Source organism: Alexandriicola marinus (assembly GCF_004000435.1).
Taxonomy (GTDB): domain Bacteria; phylum Pseudomonadota; class Alphaproteobacteria; order Rhodobacterales; family Rhodobacteraceae; genus Alexandriicola; species Alexandriicola marinus.
The window spans coordinates 74,883-92,849 of sequence record NZ_RBVZ01000002.1 but is presented as its reverse complement, the minus strand read 5'-3'; the positions used below and the strand labels follow the sequence as shown (position 1 = coordinate 92,849).

Genomic DNA, 17,967 nt, shown 5'->3' with positions numbered 1-17,967 from the left:
GTGTTCGAAGGTTTCACGTCGTTCGGGATCGACACCGCAGGTGCGAGGATCGCAGGCGTGACCGGGGGGAGTGGCCCGCCGCTTCTGTTGTTGCATGGCTATCCGCAGACCCGGGCCATGTGGCACAAGGTGGCCCCGGACCTGGCGCGGCATTTCACGGTGATCGCCCCCGATCTGCGGGGCTATGGCGCTTCGTCCAAGCCGCCGGCTGGGCCGGATCACGCGGCCTATTCCAAGCGCGCGATGGCGCAGGACATGGTCGAGGTCATGGTGGCGCTGGGCTTTGACCAGTTCGCCGTCTGTGGCCATGATCGCGGCGGGCGGGTCGCGCATCGCATGGCGCTCGATCATGAGGACCGCGTCACGCGGCTGGCGGTGCTGGATATCGCGCCCACGCGCGAGATGTATCGCGACACCGACAAGACCTTTGCCTTCAAATACTGGCACCGGTTCTGGCTGACCCTGCCCGAACCTTTCCCCGAACGGTCGATCCTTGCCGATCCTTCCGACCATCTGCGGCTGAGATGCGGATCATGGGGCGCCGGGGCCGATATCTTCGCGCCAGAGGCCTGGGCCGAATACGAGGCCGCGATCGCGGACCCGGCCACCGTTCATGCCATGTGCGAAGATTACCGCGCGGCCGCCACCACCGACATCGCCCATGACGATGCCGACGGCGGGCGCAAGGTGGCCCAGCCGCTTCTGGCGCTTTGGGGGGCCGATGGTGTCATCGCGGAATGCTTCGACTGTCTCGCCCTGTGGCGCGAACGCGCGGCCGACGTGCGGGGCCACGCGCTTCCGGGTGGTCATTACCTGGCCGAGCAGCATCCCCATGCGCTCTTGCCCGAACTTGTGGATTTCTTCGGCGCCTGACCGTTTCGCGAACGACCATTCGGCGGGCAGGGCGGGGAAAGCGCGGGCAGGCCCGCCTGCATCAGGCTGGCCGCGGCGCGCGTCGGGTATAACACCTTGGCATCCGGCGCCGTCCGCGATAGACGCGGCCCCGACACGCATGGAGCGGGGTTTGTCCCCCTCGGCGCCTGCCCGCCGGTTCTTCCACGCATTTCGCAAATCGCAAAGACCGCGCCAACCTGCGTGCGGGCTGAGGATAGACAAGTGTTCCCCATCTCCCTTTCCAGATACCGCCACGAATGGTTCCACAATATTCGGGGCGACCTGCTGTCGGGCCTCGTGGTTGCGCTGGCCCTGATCCCCGAGGCGATCGCCTTTTCGATCATCGCGGGCGTCGACCCCAAAGTCGGGCTTTATGCGTCGTTCTCGATCGCGGTGATCACCGCGATCACCGGCGGCCGGCCCGGCATGATCTCGGCGGCGACGGCGGCGACGGCGGTTCTGATGGTGACGCTGGTCAGGGATTACGGCCTGCAATACCTGCTGGCCACGACGATCCTGGCGGGGCTGTTGCAGATCGCGGCGGGTTTCTTGCGGCTGGGTTACGTGATGCGGTTCGTGTCGCGATCGGTGATGACGGGGTTCGTCAATGCGCTCGCGATCCTGATCTTCATGGCGCAATTGCCGGAACTCGACCCCTCGAAGGTGCCGATGCTGACCTATGCGCTGGTCGCGGCGGGCCTTGCGATCATCTACCTTTTCCCCCGGATCACCACCGCGATCCCCTCGCCGCTGGTCACGATCATCGTGCTGACGATCCTGACCATCCTGATGGGCTGGGACGTGCGCACCGTAGGTGACATGGGCGATCTGCCCGATACGCTGCCGATCTTCCTGCTGCCCGACATCCCGCTGAATTTCGAGACGTTGCAGATCATCTTCCCCTATGCCTTGGCCGTGGCCGTCGTGGGCCTGCTGGAAAGCCTGATGACCCAGCAGATCGTCGATGACCTGACCGACACCAGCTCGGACCGGAACCAGGAATGCGTGGGACAGGGGATTGCCAACACGGCGACCGGTTTTATCGGCGGCATGGCGGGATGCGCGATGATCGGGCAGTCGATCATCAACGTGAAATCGGGCGGCCGGGGGCGTCTGTCGACCTTTGTCGCCGGGATATTCCTGCTGATCCTGTGTGTCGCGCTGGGCGACATCGTGGCACTGATCCCGATGGCAGCCCTTGTCGCGATCATGATCATGGTGTCGATCGGCACGTTCTCATGGTCGTCGATCAAGAACCTGCGCGATCATCCGCGCTCGTCGTCGATCGTGATGCTGGCGACGGTGTTCTTCGTCGTCTACACCCACAACCTTGCCATCGGCGTTCTGGTGGGCGTTCTGCTGTCGGGCATCTTCTTTGCATGGAAGATCGCACAGCTGTTCCGCGTGCGGACCGAGATCACGCCCGACGGCAATCACCGGACCTATATCGTCGAGGGGCAGCTGTTCTTTGCCTCATCCGAGGATTTCATGAAGGCCTTCGACTTCAAGGAAGCGCCGGCCCGCGTCACGATCGATGTGAGCCGCGCCCATATCTGGGACATTTCCTCGGTTGCGGCGCTCGACATGGCCGTGCTCAAGTTCCGGCGTGAAGGTGCCGAGGTCGAGATCATCGGCCTCAACGAGGCGTCGGAAACCATCGTCGACCGTCTGGCCGTGCATGACAAGCCCGGCGCGATGGACGAAATGCTGGGCCATTGAGGGGAGACGAACCCATGACGACCAACACACTTATCGCCCTCGTGGATGGCTCCGCCTATTCCGAAAGCGTGTGTCATCACGCCGCCTGGATCGCCGGACGCAATGGCTGGAAGGTCAAGATCTATCACGTGATGGGCCGGCGCGAGGCGCCCGACCAGCGCGACCTGAGCGGCGCGATCCGGCTGGGTGCTCGGTCGGCCCTTCTGGCGCAATTGTCGGAACTTGACGCCGAACGGGCCAAGCTGGCGCAGGAACACGGGCGCGCGATCCTCGAGGATGCCAAGGCCATCATCGAAGGCGACGGCGAGATCACCGTGGAAACCCGGCTGCGTCAGGGCGATCTGGTCGAAACCGTCACCGCCAAGGAAGAGACCGGCGACATGATCGTCGTGGGCAAACGCGGCGAGGCCGCGAGCCACGCGATGGAACATCTGGGATCGAACCTCGAACGCATCGTGCGGTCCAGCCACAAGCCAGTTTTCATCGCAAACCGCGCCTTCACGCCGGTCGAAACCGCGCTGGTGGCCTTTGACGGCGGTCCTTCGGCGCTCAAGGCCGTGGATTACATCTCGCGCTCTGCGCTTTTTGCCGGGCTGAAGGTCACGCTTGTCTTCGCCGGCAAGGAAACGGGCGAGATCCGGCGCGCGCTCGATGCCGCCGTGGCGACACTCAAGGCCGGGGGCTTCGAGGCCGAAACCCGCATCGAGAGCGGAGAGCCTGAGAAGGTGCTGGGTCAGGTGACGGCCGAGGCCGGGCACGAGATGCTCGTCATGGGCGCCTACGGCCATAGCCGCGTGCGGCGGCTCATCATCGGGTCCACCACGACCGAGATGATCCGCTCCTGCAAGGTGCCCGTCCTGATCATGCGCTAGAGGCGTCGAAGGCCGGATCGACGGGTACCTGCATCGCGCTGACAAGTCCGTTGGTCTGCATCGCCATCCCAATCACCGACAGAAGCTCCGCGTATTGCGCCTCCGTCATGCCGCGCGCGCGGGCCGAGGCAGTGTGCGAATGGGCGCAATAGGTGCAGGCATTCGCGGCCGAGACCGCGATATAGATCATTTCCTTGGTCAGCGGATCGAGGGCGCCCGGGGCCATCACATCCTTGAGCCTGTCCCATGTCGCGCGCAACAGCGCCGGGTCATTGGCCAGCGCGCGCCAGAAATTGTTGACGTAATCCGTGCCGCGTGTCGCGCGGATATCGGCAAAGACCTCGGCCGCCGCGGGCGAAAGGTCTGCATCGTCGAGAAGTGTCATTGTGGCCATGGGGCGTTCCTCCAATCCTGTCTCAGGACAGCATAAGGCATGCCAACGAAAAACGCCGCCCCCGAAGGGACGGCGCTGGTTTGCGTGGATGTCTGTCCGATCAGGACGGGCACTCCCACCGCATGGTGTGGAAGTTGAACTCGAAGCTTTGCATCGGAACCCAGGTGAAGCCCTGCAGGCAATTGTGGAAGGCCTGCTGGCTGGTCTGCGTCAGAAGATAGACGTCCGATTGCTGATCCGCGAGAAGCGCCTGCAGCTCCTTGTAGAGGCGGTTCTGCTCGTCGATGTCGGCGGTGCCACGGGCCGCGTCGATCAGGGCGTCGACTTCATCCGACAGGACCCACTCCATCGAGGCCCAGGTGCCTGCGGCGCTCGAATGGTATTGCGGGAAGAAGAAGCTGTCGGGCGACGGATAGGTCGCGCCATAGAACACCTGGTTGACGGCCGGGGTCGATTCCGCGGTTGCGGCCAGTTCCGTCATCCGGTTCCAGGGTTCGGGCTTGAGGATCGTGTTGAAGCCGATCTGGTCGAGATTGGCCTTCATCAGAAGCCCGATCTCTTCCTCGAAGGCGAGGCCTGCGACATACATGATCTCGATGTCGATCGGTTCGCTGCCCGCATAGGACGAGGCTTCGACCATCTGGCGCGCCATGTCGAGGTCGTAGGTCGGCATTTCCAGCTCGTCGAGGAACGCGTCGGCAAAGACCGGCGGCATCGGGCCTGCCAGCGGCTCACCGGGCAGAAGAACCTCGCGGATCAGGTCGTAATCCGTGGCATAGGCGACGGCGCGGCGGATGTTGACGTCATCCGTGGGCGCAACCTGGTGGTTGAGCTTGAAATAGAAGTTCGTGGCCGTCGGATACTGGACGATCCGGTAATCGTCGAGCGCGCCGATCGCCTCGTAGGTTTCGATGGCCTGCGCGTCCGATGACATGGACAGCTGGCCCGACGCGGCCAGTGCCTTCACCGTCGCCTCTTCGTTGGTGACGATGAAACGCACCTCGGTGATCGCCGTTTCGGGATCCCAGCCAAGGTGGTAGCCCTCGTAGGCCTTGATCACCATGCTCGCGCCGCGTTCCCAGCTGTCGAGCATATAGGCGCCTGCACCGATGGAATTGTTGGCGATGAAATCTTCGGCCCAGGGGTCGTCCTCGCTGGCATTCTCGGACGCCAGATCGGAATTCACGACGAACAGGATCGGCGTGATCGTCAGGAACGGCGCATAGACCTTGTTGAGCTGAAACTGCACGGTGCGGTCATCGACGGCCGTGACATTCTCGGGCTCGAGCAGCCCTTCGAAAAGGTAGGCCGGGCCTTCATTGATCTCGAGCAGGCGCTGGACGGAATAGACCACGTCCTTGGCTTCGACGGGCGATCCATCCTGGAAGGTGGCGCCTTCCTTGAGGGTGAAGGTATAGGTCAGCGTGTCTTCGCTGGCCTCCCAGCTTTCGGCCAGAAGCGGCTGGATCGCGCCGTCGCCGTCGAGGGTGGTCAGCGCCTCGTAGAGGTTCACGCCGGCCATGTATTCGGTGTAGTCGTTGATCTTGGCCGGGTCGACCGTGCCGAAGATCTGAACGGTGTTCACGGTGATCACGTTCTCCGCAGCAGCGGCCGTTGCCATGCCGGCAAGGGCCACCGCCGCGACGCCGCACATCAGCGACTTTCTCATGGTCTTCATTTTCACTCTCCTGTTGCAGGTTTCATTGGTTCAACGCCTCTAACGGGCGGTAGTCGAAATCGTATCCGAAGTAGCGTGGCCCAACGAGGTCTATGCCGGCCTCGGTGCGCCATTGCGGATCGGCCGGAAGGGCGAAGACGATCACCCGAAAGCCGTATCGGATCTGCTCGGTCGTGATCGGCTGCCCGTTTTCAAGATCGAGCAGGCAGATCAGGTCAGGCGTCATCGCCCGGGGCCCGCTGTCCGTCTCGGCCAGCAGGAATTCGTTCTGAAACCTCAGCGTCAGGTCTTCGCCCTCGAAGGGGCCGAGCCCTTCGATCTGACAGGTGCCACGGGCAAAGCCGCCCTGGGTCGCGCGCTGCACGTCCTTGACGCGGCCCTCGAACAGACGCACGCCGTTCAGCTTGTCGGCCAGCGCGATGGCCGGGTTGCGGTTGGCACGCTGTTCACTGTTGATGATCGTCCCGATGGAGTGGATCAGGCTCATCGATCCGCGCAGGATCGCGCGTTTCGCCTCGGCCCCGGTCATGGGGTAAAGCGCGATCAGTGCCGCACCCCCCATCTCGACCGTGATGACGCGGGCGAATTTCTCGGTCGACAGGTTGTCGACGGTGTTCAATGCCAGCGCATTGCCCTTTTCATCCGAGATCACCATCGGACAGGCCGAGATGCCGTGCATCGTCATCGAGACCATCTGCAATTCAGGGAAAGCTCGGCCCATGCCGTCGCCATCCACGATCGGCAGCCCGACCGAGGCCGCGACGGCGATGGGGATCGTGGAATTCAGGCCCCCCGCCTCGATGCAGAAGATCGCGTCGGCCTTGCGCCCCAGCGACAGTTGCAGCGCCTCGAGTGCCGCGATGGCCTCGGTTCCGCGGGGCAGCTTTTCGAGCATCACCGTGGGCGCGCCCATCATCGCCACCGGCACGACAAGCGCGTCATCATCGAGCGTGTCGACGTCGATCACATCGACGGGACCGCTGTCGCGGATTGCCTGTTCGGCCATCAGCTTGCCGATATAGGGATCGCCCCCGCCGCCCGTTCCCAGGAACGCGCCGCCCAGCGAAATCGCTTCCATATCCTCGAGTTCGATCTTGCGCAGTGGATCCATGGCTCAGCTCCCTTTCGCAGGCATCGGGTTGAAGTTGATTTCCGGATAACCGAAGGCCGCCGGTCCGATCACCTTGAGCGCCTCGGGGCTGCGCAGAAGATCGTGGCTCGGCAGGGCGAGGATCGCGATCCTCTGGCCCCAGCGCAGAACCTCGGTCGTGATCGGAAGACCGGTGTCGGCGTCCAGAACAACGATCAGATCGGGCACGCAGACCTCGACCACACCATCGCGACGGAAGATCAGAAACTCGTTCTGAAGGTCGATCCGACCGGTCTGGCCGTCATAGTCGCCAAAGCCCTCGACGGTGACCTGACCCACGGCAAAGCCGCCCTTCAGGTGCCGTTCCAGATCGGTGATCTTGCCGGTCATCAGAAGACGCCCGCCTTCCTGCGTCATGATCGTCTGGATCGGATCGAGGTGCTCGCGGTGCGCCTTCTGGACCGCGCGGCCAAGTTCGAGCGCCTGCGTGATCGTGTAGGGGATCGCCGCCCGGCGGACGAAATCGCCCTTCATCGGGTTCATCGCGATGGCGCCGGCGGCGCCCATCGTCACGACATTGGCGCGGGCGAATTTCTCGACCGCCACCTCGTCGCGCGTCTTGCGGATCACGATGATCGAGCCCTTTTCGTCGGCCATCGCCGCGGGCGTCGAGGTGTGGCCATAGATCGACCAGGTGCACATCTGCATCTCGGGAAACGCGCGGCCCATGCCGTCGCCATCGACGACGGGGATGCCCGCCTGCGCGGCCGTCAGCATCGGCTCCATCGAATTCGCGCCGCCGATCTCGGACGAGATCAGCGCATCGATCTTGACGTTCAGTTCCTGTTCCAGCGCGCGCATGGCGCGAAGGCATTCCTGCCCTTCCTCGATCTTCTCGACGCCCACGACGGGCGCCCCGATCCCGCCCAGCGACACGACAAGCGCATCGTCGGGCAGTTCGTCCAGCGGGATGACCTCGATCCGCCGGCCCTTCTTCAGTTCCTCCCGGCAGCGCAGCTTGCCGATATAGGGGTTGCCGCCACCGCCTGTGCCTAGGATTGCCGCGCCGATTTCCAGCGCATCGAGATCCTCGTCGAAAACTTCGCGCAGCTTATCCATCAAGATCACCCACGACCTTGAGACGGATCCGCGTCGCATTGCCGGGCAGATAGGCCAGCGGCACGTCTTCCTGATCCAGAAGCTCGATGCTTTCGGGCTTGGCGCCCGCGGCGATGGCCTTGTCGGTCGCTTCCTTGCGCGCGGCGGCCAGCGCCTCTTCGCGGGTCAGCCCGTCGAGCGAGAAGATGCGATCCACCTCGCCCGAGATCTGGCCGATGGCCGCACCCACGGCATTGGCGACGGCGAAATGTTCGGGCCGGATGACCGGCAGATCGCCCACCATGTCGGGGATCAGGATCGATCCGCCACCCACGGCCAGAACCGGGATCGGATCGGGCGAGACGCGCATCCGTTCCACGGCGTTGAGGATCATCTGGTCGATCTCGGCCTTGATCTCGGTCAGCGTCTCCTCTCCCAGCGCTTTGGCAGGCGCAGCATCACCGATATCGGCAAGGCCGAGGCCCACGGCAACGTCGGTCGTGGTCAGCTGGTTGCCCCCGAACAGGAGACCTTCTTCAAAGATGCGGTAGCCCACGGATTGCGGCCCGATCTTGAGAGGGTCGGTCTGGATCTTGGTCCCACCGCCAAGGGCGATGGAATAGACGTCGGGCATGCGGAAATTGGTGCGCACGCCGCCCACGTCGACGGTGGTCGATGCCGGCCGGGGGAAGCCCTTGATCAGCGCGCCCACATCGGTCGAGGTGCCGCCGACGTCGACGACGATGGCATTCTGCTCGCCCGACAGGAAGCTCGCCCCGCGCATGGAATTGGTGGGGCCGGAGGCGAAGGTCAGCACCGGATAGGATTGCACGAATTCCGTGCTCATCAGCGTGCCGTCGTTCTGTGTGATGAAATAGGGGCAGGTCAGGCCCACCGATTCCAGCGCGCGGGCAAAGGCGCCCACTGTCTTGTGGCTGAGTTCGCGCAGCGAGGCGTTCATGATCGCCGCGTTTTCGCGTTCGAGGATGCCCAGCCGTCCGATTTCGCTCGACAGGGTGAAATCGGCCTCGGGCAGGACCTTGGCCATGATCTCCATGGCCTTGCGTTCCATGTCGTCATTGACGGGGCTGAAGACCGAACAGACCGCGACGGACTTGATGCCCTTTTCGCCGATTTCCCTGGCGATGCCGGTCAGCTCGTCCTCGTCGAGGCCGCTGATCTCGCGGCCGTCGAATTCATAGCCGCCCTTGGCCATCCAGTAGATGTTGCCGACCTCGTCGCGGATATCCTCGGGCCAGTCGACCATGGGCGGCAGGCATTGCGCGGCCGGAAGGCACAGGCGCACCGCGGCCGTCTTGGACAGGTGGCGCCGTTCGACGACGGCGTTGGTGAAATGGGTCGTGCCGATCATCACCGCCGAAACCTTCGACTTGTCGAGGCCGGTCTCGTCGATCACCTTCTTGAGGCTGTCGATCACGCCCGTCATGACGTCTTCGGTCGTGGGCGATTTGGCGGCGGCGAGGATCGTCTTGCCCTCGATGACGACGGCGTCGGTATTCGTTCCACCGACATCAACACCAATGCGGTACATGCATCACTCCTTCATGCTGGTCGACGTGGCCAGAACGGCATCGCGTTCCTCCCGCGTGACCTTTGGTTTCTGGGCGGCCTCTTCCTCGGTCAGGACCGGGATCGAAGCCAGAAGAGCCCGTGTATAGGCGTGTTGCGGATTGCCGAAGACATCGGCCGTCCGCCCCTGTTCGCAAATCTGGCCGCGGAACATGATCGCGACCCGATTGCAGAAATTCCGCATCAGGCTGAGGTCGTGGCTGATGAAGAGATAGGTCAGGTCGAACTGGTCACGCAGACGGTTGAGCAGGTCGATCACGTTGTTCTGGATCAGCACGTCAAGCGCACTTGTCGGTTCGTCCAGAACAAGGATCTTCGGGTTGACCGAGAGCGCGCGCGATGGCGACGCGCTGTTTCTGCCCGCCCGACAATTCATGCGGATACATCGACGCGTAATCCGTCGGCAGATCTACCATGGTCAGAAGCTCGCCCACGCGCCGTTTGATGGTGGAATGGTCGGCGCCCGTGAATTTCAGCGGCACCGCGATCTGATCCTCGATCGTGCGCTTTGGGTTCAGCGAGGATCCGGGGTTCTGGTAGACGATCTGCACCGTCTTGCGGAATTCCGTCGTGCCCGCGAAATCATCCAGTGACCGCCCCTCGATGGTGACCTGGCCCGCGTTCTTTTCGAACAGGCCCAGAACCATCTTGGCCAGTGTCGTCTTGCCCGAACCGCTTTCGCCCGCGATGCCGAAGATATCGCCGTGATGGATCTCGAGGCTGACATCGTTCACTGCGCGGTTGGTTCCGCGCTTGAGGTTGAAGAAGCCGCCGCGTTCGGTGAAGTCCTTGGTCAGGCCCTTGATATCGACGCTGACCCGGGGGTCGCGGACATTCTGGGCATCGATCACGCGATCGCCATAGAGCGGCGGCACGGCCTCCATCAGACGTTTGGTATATTCGTGCTGGGGCGCTTCGAAGATCGCCTGCCTCGGTCCGGTTTCCACGACGCGGCCCTTCTGCATGACATAGACCCGGTCGGCGGTCTCGCGCACGACGCCGAGGTTGTGGGTGATCATCAAAAGCGACAGCCCCTCTTCCGCGACAAGCCGGTTCAGAAGGTTGAGGATCTCGGCCTGTGTCGTCACGTCGAGCGCGGTGCCGGGTTCGTCCGCGATCAGAAGGCGCGGGTTGTTCAGAAGCGCCATCCCGATCAGGACGCGCTGTCGCATGCCCCCCGACAGCTGCATCGGATAGCTGCCGAGAATGCGCCCGCCCTCGGGCAATTGCACCTTGCGCAGCGTGTCGATGGCGTGGTCCCGGCGTTCCGCCTTGCTGCGTGACCGGCCAAGTCGGACATCGGCATAGCGCAGGATATCGTCCATCTGCCGGCCGATCGTGAGGACCGGGTTGAACGACAGCATCGGGTCCTGAAGCACGATCGATATGCCCGTGCCCTTGATAATGTTGCGCGCCCGCCGGTCGAGGCCCAGAAGCTCCTGTCCCTCAAAGGTGATGGTGCCGCCGTCGACCTGCGCGGGCGGCATCGGCAAAGTGCCGATCACCGCGCGCATCGTCACGGTCTTGCCCGAGCCCGATTGCCCGATCAGGGCCACCCGTTCACCCTCGTTCACCGTCAGGTCAACGTCATGAAGCACACGCACCGTGCGCCCGTAATTGGAAAAGCTGATCGAGAGCTTCGATATGTCGAGGATCGGGGCCACTCAGGTCTCCACATCCATCATGTCGCGCAGACCGTCGCCCAACAGGTTGAAGCCGAGGATCGCATAAAGGATCGCAAGGCCCGGCATCAGCGCCTCCCACCAGTATTCAGGCAGGTATTCCGACCCGGTCGACACCATAGTCCCAAGGTCCGGCGTCGGCGGCTGCACACCAAGACCGAGGAACGACAAGGCCGCGCCGAAGAGAATGACAAAGCCCGCATCGAGCGAGATCTTGACCGAGATCGCCGAGATGCAATTGGGCAGCAATTCGCGGAACATGATGTGGAAATGGGAGGCCCCGGCCACGCGCGCGGCCTCCACGTAATCCTCGTTCATCTGGCCCTTCACGATCCGGTAGATCAGCCGCGTGTGCCACGTCCACCACAGCATGGTGATCGCGATCATCGCGTTGATCAGGTTGGGCGACAGGACAGCCGTGATCGCCAGCGCCATGGCCAGCGGCGGAATGGCCAGCATCACATCGGTGAACCGCATGATGATCGTCTCGGTCCAGCCACCGAAATAGCCCGCCGTCAAGCCAAGGACGACGCCAAAGGGCACCGCGATGCCAAGCACGCCCACCACAAGCCCCAGAGAGACGCGATAGCCATACAGAACCCGCGAGAAGATATCGCGGCCCACGTTGTCGGTGCCCATGAGGTGTTCCCACGTGGGGGCCCCATGACGATCCCGGAAATTCACGAGGTTTCCCGCGCTTTCGGGGCTGGGCGCCAGCCATGGCGCGAAGATCGCGCCAACGACCACGCTCAGCACGATGAAGGCGCCGATCATCGCGGCCGGGTTCTTGCTGAACCTGTACCAGGCCATCTGGCGGCTGGTCATGCCGCGACCGGCGCTCAGTTCCATGTCCGGCGCGCTCATCGTCTGGCCCTCAGTCGTTGTCGTGGGTCGAGAACGCCCAGAAGGATGTCGATGATCAGGTTCGCGAAGACGAAGAACACGCCCGAGACGAGGACGACCCCGATCACCGCGTTGAGATCCTTCTGCAGGATCGTCCGGACCCCGTAGCTCGCGATGCCGGGCCAGCCGAAGACGAACTCGACAACGAAGGCATTGCCGATCAGCGACGCGAATTCGAGCCCGAGGATCGTCAGCGGCGCCGTCGAGGCGATGCGCAGCATATAGCGCAGCGTGACCACGCGTTCGGGAATGCCATAGGCCCGCGCGCTTTCGATGAAATCACGGCTCGAGATCTCGATCATCGACGACCGTGTGATCCGCATGACCTGCCCGATCCCCGCCGCGGCCAGCGCGATCGACGGCAGGAACAGGTGGCGCAGCGCATCCGCGAAGACGTCCCATCGGCCCTGCAAGGCGCTGTCGATCAACAGCATGCCCGTCGGCCCGCGCACGAAATCCAGACCGGGATCAAGCCGGCCCGTCACGGGCAGGGACGTGAAATAATAGCTCGCCAGCAACTGAAGGATGATCGCAAGCACGAAGCCCGGAGTCACCACCCCGATCAGGGAAATCACCCGCGTGATGTTGTCGATCCAGCTGTCGCGATAGACGGCCGCCAGAACGCCCAGAGGGATCGAGATCACGATCTGAAGCACGATGGTAAAGAGCACCAGTTCCAGCGTCGCGGGCAGGGCGCCCATGATATCGTCCATCACGGGTCGGCTCGACAGAAGCGACTTGCCCAGATCGCCCTGCGCCAGCCCGCTAAGATAGGTCCAGAGCTGGACGAAGAACGGATCGTCGAGCCCCATTTCCTGCCGCATCTCGGCCACCTGGTCGGCGCTGGCAAGCGGGCCGAGCGCGATCCGCGCCGGATCGCCCGGCACGATCCGCGCGATCACGAAGATCAGCACGGCCAGGCCCACGAAGACCAGGAAAAGTGATGCAGCCCGTTGAAGAATATGCAGCAATGCGACAACCCCCACTGCTACCTTGACCAAAGGTTTCGCCGCAAATCCAGCGAAATTTTAGCCACCCTTAAAAAATCATCCGATCAATTGCGATGATCTGCACCATCTTCGTGCAAAGCGCCACTTTTCCGGGCGCCTCTGGACAGGGGCGGGCGGGGTTGGTCTAACGGACCGGCATTTTCGGAGAACGAGCATGGTCGACATCGCCACCCGCGTCTGGAACCACAAGTGGAAGATCGACCCCATCGTCCGGTCGCTCATCGACACGGATTTCTATAAACTGCTGATGTGTCAGTCGATTCTGCGCAACAAGCCCGACACGCAGGTCACCTTTTCGCTGATCAACCGCACGAAGGACATCCGGCTGGCGGAGCTGATCGACGAAGGCGAATTGCGCGAACAGCTCGATCACATCCGTTCCCTCTCGCTCAGCCGGGGCGAGTCGACATGGATGCGCGGCAACACCTTCTATGGCAAACGCTCCATGTTCTCGCCCGAGTTCATGGACTGGTTCGAAGACCTGCGCCTGCCGCCCTACCACCTCGAGAAACGCGACGGGCAATACGAGCTGACCTTCGAGGGCGCCTGGCCCGAGGTCATGCTGTGGGAGATCCCGGCGCTGGCCGTCCTGATGGAGCTGCGCGGCCGCGCGGTGCTCAAGGACATGGGCCGGTTCGAACTGCAGGTGCTCTATGCCCGCGCCATGACGAAGCTGTGGGAAAAGGTCGAACGCCTGCGCACGCTGCCCGATCTGAAACTCGCCGATTTCGGCACGCGCAGGCGGCATTCCTTCCTGTGGCAGGATTGGTGCGTGCAGGCCCTGACCGAAGGGCTGGGGCAGGCCTTTGTCGGCACGTCCAACTGCCTGATCGCCAAGAACCGCGATCTCGAGGCGATCGGCACCAATGCCCACGAACTGCCCATGGTCTATTCCGCGCTGGCCGGCGACGATGCAGAGCTGGCGCGCGCGCCCTATGACGTGCTGGCCGACTGGCACGAGGAACATGACGGCAACCTGCGCATCATCCTGCCCGACACCTATGGCACCGAAGGCTTCCTCAAGAACGCGCCCGACTGGCTCGCGGGCTGGACGGGCATCCGCATCGATTCGGGCGATCCGGCCGAGGGCGCCGAGGCCGCGATCCGCTGGTGGAAGGCGCGGGGGGAGGAGCCCGCGACGAAACTCATCATCTTTTCCGACGGGCTGGACGAGGAAAAGATCATCGAACTGCATTCCCGCTTCGCGGGCCGCGTGCGGGTGAGCTTCGGCTGGGGCACGATGCTGACGAACGATTTCCGGGGTCTGGCGGCGGGCGACGCGCTCGCGCCCTTCTCCCTCGTCTGCAAAGCCGTCAGCGCCAACGGACGCCCCACCGTGAAACTGTCCGACAACCCCAACAAGGCCATGGGGCCGGTTGACGAGATCACACGTTATAAGCGAGTATTCGGGGTAGGAGAGCAGGAGGCTCTGGAGGTGGTGGTTTAGGAGGTTCTATCCCCGTAATAATCGCTAGTGCGTTCGCCGAATTGGAACTTGAAAGTTGATTTAAGCCATTCTCTCTCCTCGTCCGATAGTCTTAGGCGATCAATTGTTCGTCGTATATGCTTCGATTTGGGGACGAAGTGTCGAAGGTCGATACCGCGCAGAGATATCTCTTCGAATAAGTGTGTGGTTGGTATCAAGTTGTCGCTCAATTGTCGTTTTCCATGACTTGGACTCCGCTTTACTCCAGCTAAGACATTAAGGATCGTTACTCGGGTAAATTCGTCCAAGAGCTTGTTGTGAGAGTAGCTACGTAGATAAGGTGACTTGCGGTATTCGTGTCGCCAATAGTCACTTTGTTTCATGCGTTCCGGAATAATATTTATGGTTCCAGGTGTCTTCGATCCGTCTCCTCGAAAAACGCTAAGCGGTGGCGATGATCCTCTTAAGGACCAGAGCTTGGCGATCTTCAGGCTCGAATGAGTGTTGTTGTCGACATTTTCATTGAAGTATTGCGTGATTGGATAAGCTGCAAAAGGTGGACGATCAATGACATCGTAGTGGGCCTCTGTTAGGTAAATGATGCTCTCTGTAGATTCATAGGGGGTCCTTTGTGGATCATTCTTTGCGCTTGCGATTTCCCGCCGCACTGCATCTAGGACCATTACCGGTTGGTAATGCTTTATGTCTTCATTTAGAAGGACTAGCAATGTCTCTTTTTTCTCGGAGAAGTTTGATTGATATGTAAGGAATTGTTTGTTAGCTTTCCCAATATGATTTCTTATTGCTGATTGTATCCTTAGGCGCATCTCAGCGCGATTTCTTGCAAGAATGTCTGTATTTTGAAAATGCTGATTTCCAAGAATTCCGAAAGCGATTGGCCAATCTTCAAGTTCTTTCTCGGGTTCTAAGATTTTTTCAATCTTTTGATTGGGATTGACCCGAAGTGTCTTGACTTCGATCAGGAGCTGATCTCTCCAGGCAAAGTCTGGTCGCTTATCTTTGTCTCCATCTTCATCTAGGCTGATCGCGCTAATCTGCTTCATGAAGTCAAAGAAGTCAGATTCAATATCTAGCTTTCGCTCAGGGCGTGTAACATACATCTAAACACTCACAATTCGAACTAGGATGAATCGGAAATTAAAGAGTATACGCTGCTGAATTTCCGCGCAAACATTAGGAAGGGCCTCTGAATACAAAGCCTCGTAAGTACTATATTGGCCGCCGCAACGCCTTCACCTCCCCCCGGACCTTCTTCGCCTTGATCCGGCGTTCCACGGAGCCGCGCGTGGGGCGGGTGGGGCGGCGTGTCTTGGGGGTCTCGGTGGACTTCGTGATCAGCTCCGCCAGCCTCTCCCGCGCGATCTCGCGGTTGCGGGCCTGGCTTCGGGTGTCCTGAACGAAGATCACCACTGCGCCGTCATTCGTCCAGCGCCGGCCCGCCAGCCGCCTGAGCCGCGTCTTGACCGGCCCGGGCAGGTGCGGTGAGCGTTCCGCCTCGAAGCGCAGTTCCACCGCCGTCGACACCTTGTTGACGTTCTGCCCGCCGGGGCCGGAGGCGCGGGTGAAGCTCTCCGTCAGTTCCCAGTCGGCGATTTCGATCTGATCGGTGATGCGCAATCCCATGGGCCACAGGATGGGGCGGGGCGGGGTATCTTGCAAGGGCGGGGCGGGGTATCTTGCAAGGGCGCGGCGCGCGGGCGCGGCCACGAAAAAGGGCCGCCCCGGCGATGGAGCGGCCCTTCGAAAGTTCCGGAGGTGAGGTCGGTTAGATCAGGTCGGCCTGCCTGTAAGCGCGGTCTAACCCATTGACCCACCTGGATTTATCAGCTCCAGGGGCTGCCCTAGAGATGCATCCTCCAAGCTGTCCCGACACCTTTCTCCAATCTCTTTCTCGACACTGGATCACCTCCTTTCTGAATGTTTCGCCTGAGAGGAGGTTTGCACAGATTTGGTGTATGTCAAATTAAAATACACCATGGATGGGAATTTTCACCCGGTCGTGACTGCCCGTTGTGCAAGCCGCTGCACAAGAAGGCGGAACGGGATCAAAGCGACAAGCGCGATGGCAAGCTTCACCCCCCAGTCCGCCACGGCCAGCGTCACCCAGAGCGGCGCCTCGGGCCCGACGGTCAGGAACGGGGCCGCGCCCTGCGCCCACGAGATCTCCGCATCCGGACCCGCGCCGAAGGACAGGGCGGCCGAGAAGGCGATGGTGAAGAAGAGCGCGGTGTCGACGGTCGAGCCGATCAGCGTCGAGGCCAGCGGCGCACGCCACCACGCCCCGTCGCGCAGCCGCGAAAAGATCGCCACGTCCAGAAGCTGCGCGACAAGGAAGGCGGTCGCCGAGCCCACGGCCACCCGCAGCGCGACGGCGGCGTATTCGTAGCCGTCCCCCTGCAGCATGATCTGCGTCCCGATCAGCGAACAGACGATGCCCGTGACAAAGCCCGCGAAGACGACGCGCCGGGCCGGGCCGGCGCCATAGACGCGGTTCATCACATCGGTGACGAGGAAGGCGAGCGGATAGGTGAAGGCGCCCCAGGTCAGCAGCCCGTCGAGGATCAGGAACTGAACAAGGATGTTGGAGGCCACGACGATGGCGGCCATGGCAAGAATGCCGGGGAGGAGTTTCATGGGATATGGTCCGTTTTGGCAAGGTTGCGGCACTTGGCCCCCCTTGGGTCAGGGGAACGCGGCGCAGATACGCGCCGGGCCGCGCCCCGTCAATCCCGCAAGCGGTATTCGACGATCTCGGTGCGCTGGAGCCAGTTGAAATTGTCGTCCGAAATCATGGTCAGGCGCAGCCCGTCGTCGGCCTGCCAGACCGAGATGCCCTCGAGGTTGTCGTGGCCCCCGGTCTCGAGGAGCGTCTCGAGGCCGCTGCCATCCAGCGCCACGCGGCGGATGCGCGTCCGGAAGCCGAGGCCGGTGAAATCCCGCTCGAGGATATAGAGCAGGTCATCGGGGCCGATATCCGCGCCCACCGGCAGGAACGGCCCGGTGCGCGGCAGATCGAACGCGACGGACCAGTCGGCGCCGTCATAGCAATAGACGGGAAAGGGCCGGTCAAGCCTGCCGGAGCGTTCAGGGATCGTGTAGATCCGGCCGTCCGGCCCGACCGCCAGCGCCTCGAGCGAGGCATTGTTGTTCAGGGCCCTGAAGGCCGCGGGACGGGGCAGGGCATATGGTACGCCCTCGGGGCCGGTTTCGGTGCGCACCCGCGTGGCGCCCTCGAAGCTGATGAACAGTTCGCCGTCGGGGGCGAGGGCCAGCCCCTCGCTGTCGGAGCGGCGCGGGGTCAGCAACCCGCCCGATCCATTGTCGAGGGGTCTCAGGGGCGCGGCCTCGATCCCGGTGATCCGGCCATCCGCGTCGCGGATGAAACGGCCCTCGGTGATCCGGCCCCGGTCGCTCAGCGCGATAAAGCCCAGCCCGTCGGGCAGCACCTCGATGCCGGAAAAGCCGCCAAAGGTTTCATCGGTTCCGCCATCCCAGACATGGGTCTGAAGATAGGTCAGCGCGTTCTCCTGCCCGCAGGCAGGCAGGGCCGTCCCGATCAGGAGGGCCGCCAGCAGCGGGGCAGATCGCAT

17 protein-coding genes are annotated in these 17,967 nt (G+C 62.5%); 4 read left to right on the top strand and 13 right to left on the bottom strand.

Annotated features, from left to right (window positions below):
* The 3 genes from EP376_RS06870 (at window position 1) to EP376_RS06860 (ending at window position 3,485) form a co-directional block, all read left to right on the top strand.
* On the top strand, window positions 1-873 hold the full coding sequence (locus EP376_RS06870; RefSeq protein WP_240652441.1) for an alpha/beta fold hydrolase: 873 nt from the start codon (window positions 1-3) through the stop codon (window positions 871-873).
* Between the two features lie 252 nt (window positions 874-1,125).
* Complete coding sequence (locus tag EP376_RS06865) at window positions 1,126-2,613, top strand: SulP family inorganic anion transporter (protein ID WP_127655876.1); 1,488 nt, start codon at window positions 1,126-1,128, stop codon at window positions 2,611-2,613.
* Window positions 2,614-2,627: 14 nt separating this feature from the next.
* Window positions 2,628-3,485 carry a universal stress protein gene (locus EP376_RS06860; protein ID WP_127654832.1) on the top strand — a complete coding sequence of 286 codons (858 nt, stop codon included), beginning with the start codon at window positions 2,628-2,630 and terminating at the stop codon, window positions 3,483-3,485.
* Here the strand turns inward: EP376_RS06860 and EP376_RS06855 are convergent.
* The 9 genes from EP376_RS06855 to EP376_RS06820 all read right to left on the bottom strand — a co-directional run bounded on the left by EP376_RS06855 (window position 3,475) and on the right by EP376_RS06820 (window position 12,891).
* A complete protein-coding gene (locus EP376_RS06855; RefSeq protein ID WP_127654831.1) occupies window positions 3,475-3,879 on the bottom strand; it encodes a carboxymuconolactone decarboxylase family protein in 405 nt (134 codons plus the stop codon). The genes EP376_RS06860 and EP376_RS06855 overlap by 11 nt on opposite strands.
* A gap of 100 nt (window positions 3,880-3,979) precedes the next feature.
* Window positions 3,980-5,557, bottom strand: a complete 1,578-nt coding sequence (locus EP376_RS06850; protein ID WP_127654830.1) for an ABC transporter substrate-binding protein — start codon at window positions 5,555-5,557, stop codon at window positions 3,980-3,982.
* Between the two features lie 22 nt (window positions 5,558-5,579).
* A complete protein-coding gene (locus EP376_RS06845; protein WP_127654829.1) occupies window positions 5,580-6,668 on the bottom strand; it encodes a DUF917 domain-containing protein in 1,089 nt (362 codons plus the stop codon).
* 3 nt (window positions 6,669-6,671) lie between these two features.
* A complete protein-coding gene (locus EP376_RS06840) occupies window positions 6,672-7,766 on the bottom strand; it encodes a DUF917 domain-containing protein (protein ID WP_164744881.1) in 1,095 nt (364 codons plus the stop codon).
* The gene (locus tag EP376_RS06835; protein ID WP_127654827.1) at window positions 7,759-9,297 is read right to left on the bottom strand and encodes a hydantoinase/oxoprolinase N-terminal domain-containing protein; all 1,539 of its coding nucleotides are present in this window, start codon (window positions 9,295-9,297) and stop codon (window positions 7,759-7,761) included. The genes EP376_RS06840 and EP376_RS06835 overlap by 8 nt, the downstream gene beginning before the upstream one ends.
* A 3-nt stretch (window positions 9,298-9,300) precedes the next feature.
* Window positions 9,301-9,612 (bottom strand): ABC transporter ATP-binding protein, encoded by a 312-nt coding sequence (locus EP376_RS23185; RefSeq protein ID WP_206074789.1) that lies wholly within the window; start codon window positions 9,610-9,612, stop codon window positions 9,301-9,303.
* Between the two features lies 1 nt (window position 9,613).
* Window positions 9,614-10,999: an ATP-binding cassette domain-containing protein gene (locus EP376_RS06830; RefSeq protein ID WP_206074787.1), complete on the bottom strand. Its 1,386-nt coding sequence runs from the start codon at window positions 10,997-10,999 to the stop codon at window positions 9,614-9,616.
* Window positions 11,000-11,881, bottom strand: coding sequence for an ABC transporter permease (locus tag EP376_RS06825; protein ID WP_127654826.1), 882 nt, complete (start codon window positions 11,879-11,881; stop codon window positions 11,000-11,002).
* Window positions 11,878-12,891: an ABC transporter permease gene (locus EP376_RS06820; RefSeq protein WP_127654825.1), complete on the bottom strand. Its 1,014-nt coding sequence runs from the start codon at window positions 12,889-12,891 to the stop codon at window positions 11,878-11,880. Before EP376_RS06820 ends, EP376_RS06825 begins: the two co-directional genes overlap by 4 nt.
* 193 nt (window positions 12,892-13,084) lie before the next feature.
* Between EP376_RS06820 and pncB the strand changes: the two genes are divergently transcribed.
* A complete protein-coding gene (pncB, locus tag EP376_RS06815; RefSeq protein WP_127654824.1) occupies window positions 13,085-14,377 on the top strand; it encodes a nicotinate phosphoribosyltransferase in 1,293 nt (430 codons plus the stop codon).
* Here pncB and EP376_RS06810 read toward each other — a convergent pair.
* The 4 genes from EP376_RS06810 to EP376_RS06795 form a co-directional block, all read right to left on the bottom strand.
* Window positions 14,374-15,477 carry a hypothetical protein gene (locus tag EP376_RS06810; protein WP_127654823.1) on the bottom strand — a complete coding sequence of 368 codons (1,104 nt, stop codon included), beginning with the start codon at window positions 15,475-15,477 and terminating at the stop codon, window positions 14,374-14,376. The genes pncB and EP376_RS06810 overlap by 4 nt on opposite strands.
* Before the next feature lie 109 nt (window positions 15,478-15,586).
* Window positions 15,587-16,000 carry an alternative ribosome rescue aminoacyl-tRNA hydrolase ArfB gene (arfB, locus tag EP376_RS06805; RefSeq protein WP_127654822.1) on the bottom strand — a complete coding sequence of 138 codons (414 nt, stop codon included), beginning with the start codon at window positions 15,998-16,000 and terminating at the stop codon, window positions 15,587-15,589.
* A 366-nt stretch (window positions 16,001-16,366) separates the two neighbouring features.
* On the bottom strand, window positions 16,367-17,011 hold the full coding sequence (locus tag EP376_RS06800) for a queuosine precursor transporter (RefSeq protein ID WP_127654821.1): 645 nt from the start codon (window positions 17,009-17,011) through the stop codon (window positions 16,367-16,369).
* Window positions 17,012-17,100: 89 nt separating this feature from the next.
* Complete coding sequence (locus tag EP376_RS06795) at window positions 17,101-17,967, bottom strand: esterase-like activity of phytase family protein (RefSeq protein ID WP_127654820.1); 867 nt, start codon at window positions 17,965-17,967, stop codon at window positions 17,101-17,103.

Excerpts from the sequence above, each read along its gene's own strand:
- EP376_RS06840 (WP_164744881.1), bottom strand. The coding sequence starts at position 7,766 with ATGGATAAGCTGCGCGAAGTTTTCGACGAGGATCTCGATGCGCTGGAA.
- EP376_RS06850 (WP_127654830.1), bottom strand. The coding sequence starts at position 5,557 with ATGAAGACCATGAGAAAGTCGCTGATGTGCGGCGTCGCGGCGGTGGCC.
- EP376_RS06795 (WP_127654820.1), bottom strand. The coding sequence starts at position 17,967 with ATGCGATCTGCCCCGCTGCTGGCGGCCCTCCTGATCGGGACGGCCCTG.
- EP376_RS06835 (WP_127654827.1), bottom strand. The coding sequence starts at position 9,297 with ATGTACCGCATTGGTGTTGATGTCGGTGGAACGAATACCGACGCCGTC.
- EP376_RS06855 (WP_127654831.1), bottom strand. The coding sequence starts at position 3,879 with ATGGCCACAATGACACTTCTCGACGATGCAGACCTTTCGCCCGCGGCG.
- EP376_RS06800 (WP_127654821.1), bottom strand. The coding sequence starts at position 17,011 with ATGAAACTCCTCCCCGGCATTCTTGCCATGGCCGCCATCGTCGTGGCC.
- EP376_RS06825 (WP_127654826.1), bottom strand. The coding sequence starts at position 11,881 with ATGAGCGCGCCGGACATGGAACTGAGCGCCGGTCGCGGCATGACCAGC.
- pncB (WP_127654824.1), top strand. The coding sequence starts at position 13,085 with ATGGTCGACATCGCCACCCGCGTCTGGAACCACAAGTGGAAGATCGAC.
- EP376_RS06810 (WP_127654823.1), bottom strand. The coding sequence starts at position 15,477 with ATGTATGTTACACGCCCTGAGCGAAAGCTAGATATTGAATCTGACTTC.
- arfB (WP_127654822.1), bottom strand. The coding sequence starts at position 16,000 with ATGGGATTGCGCATCACCGATCAGATCGAAATCGCCGACTGGGAACTG.
- EP376_RS06845 (WP_127654829.1), bottom strand. The coding sequence starts at position 6,668 with ATGGATCCACTGCGCAAGATCGAACTCGAGGATATGGAAGCGATTTCG.
- EP376_RS06860 (WP_127654832.1), top strand. The coding sequence starts at position 2,628 with ATGACGACCAACACACTTATCGCCCTCGTGGATGGCTCCGCCTATTCC.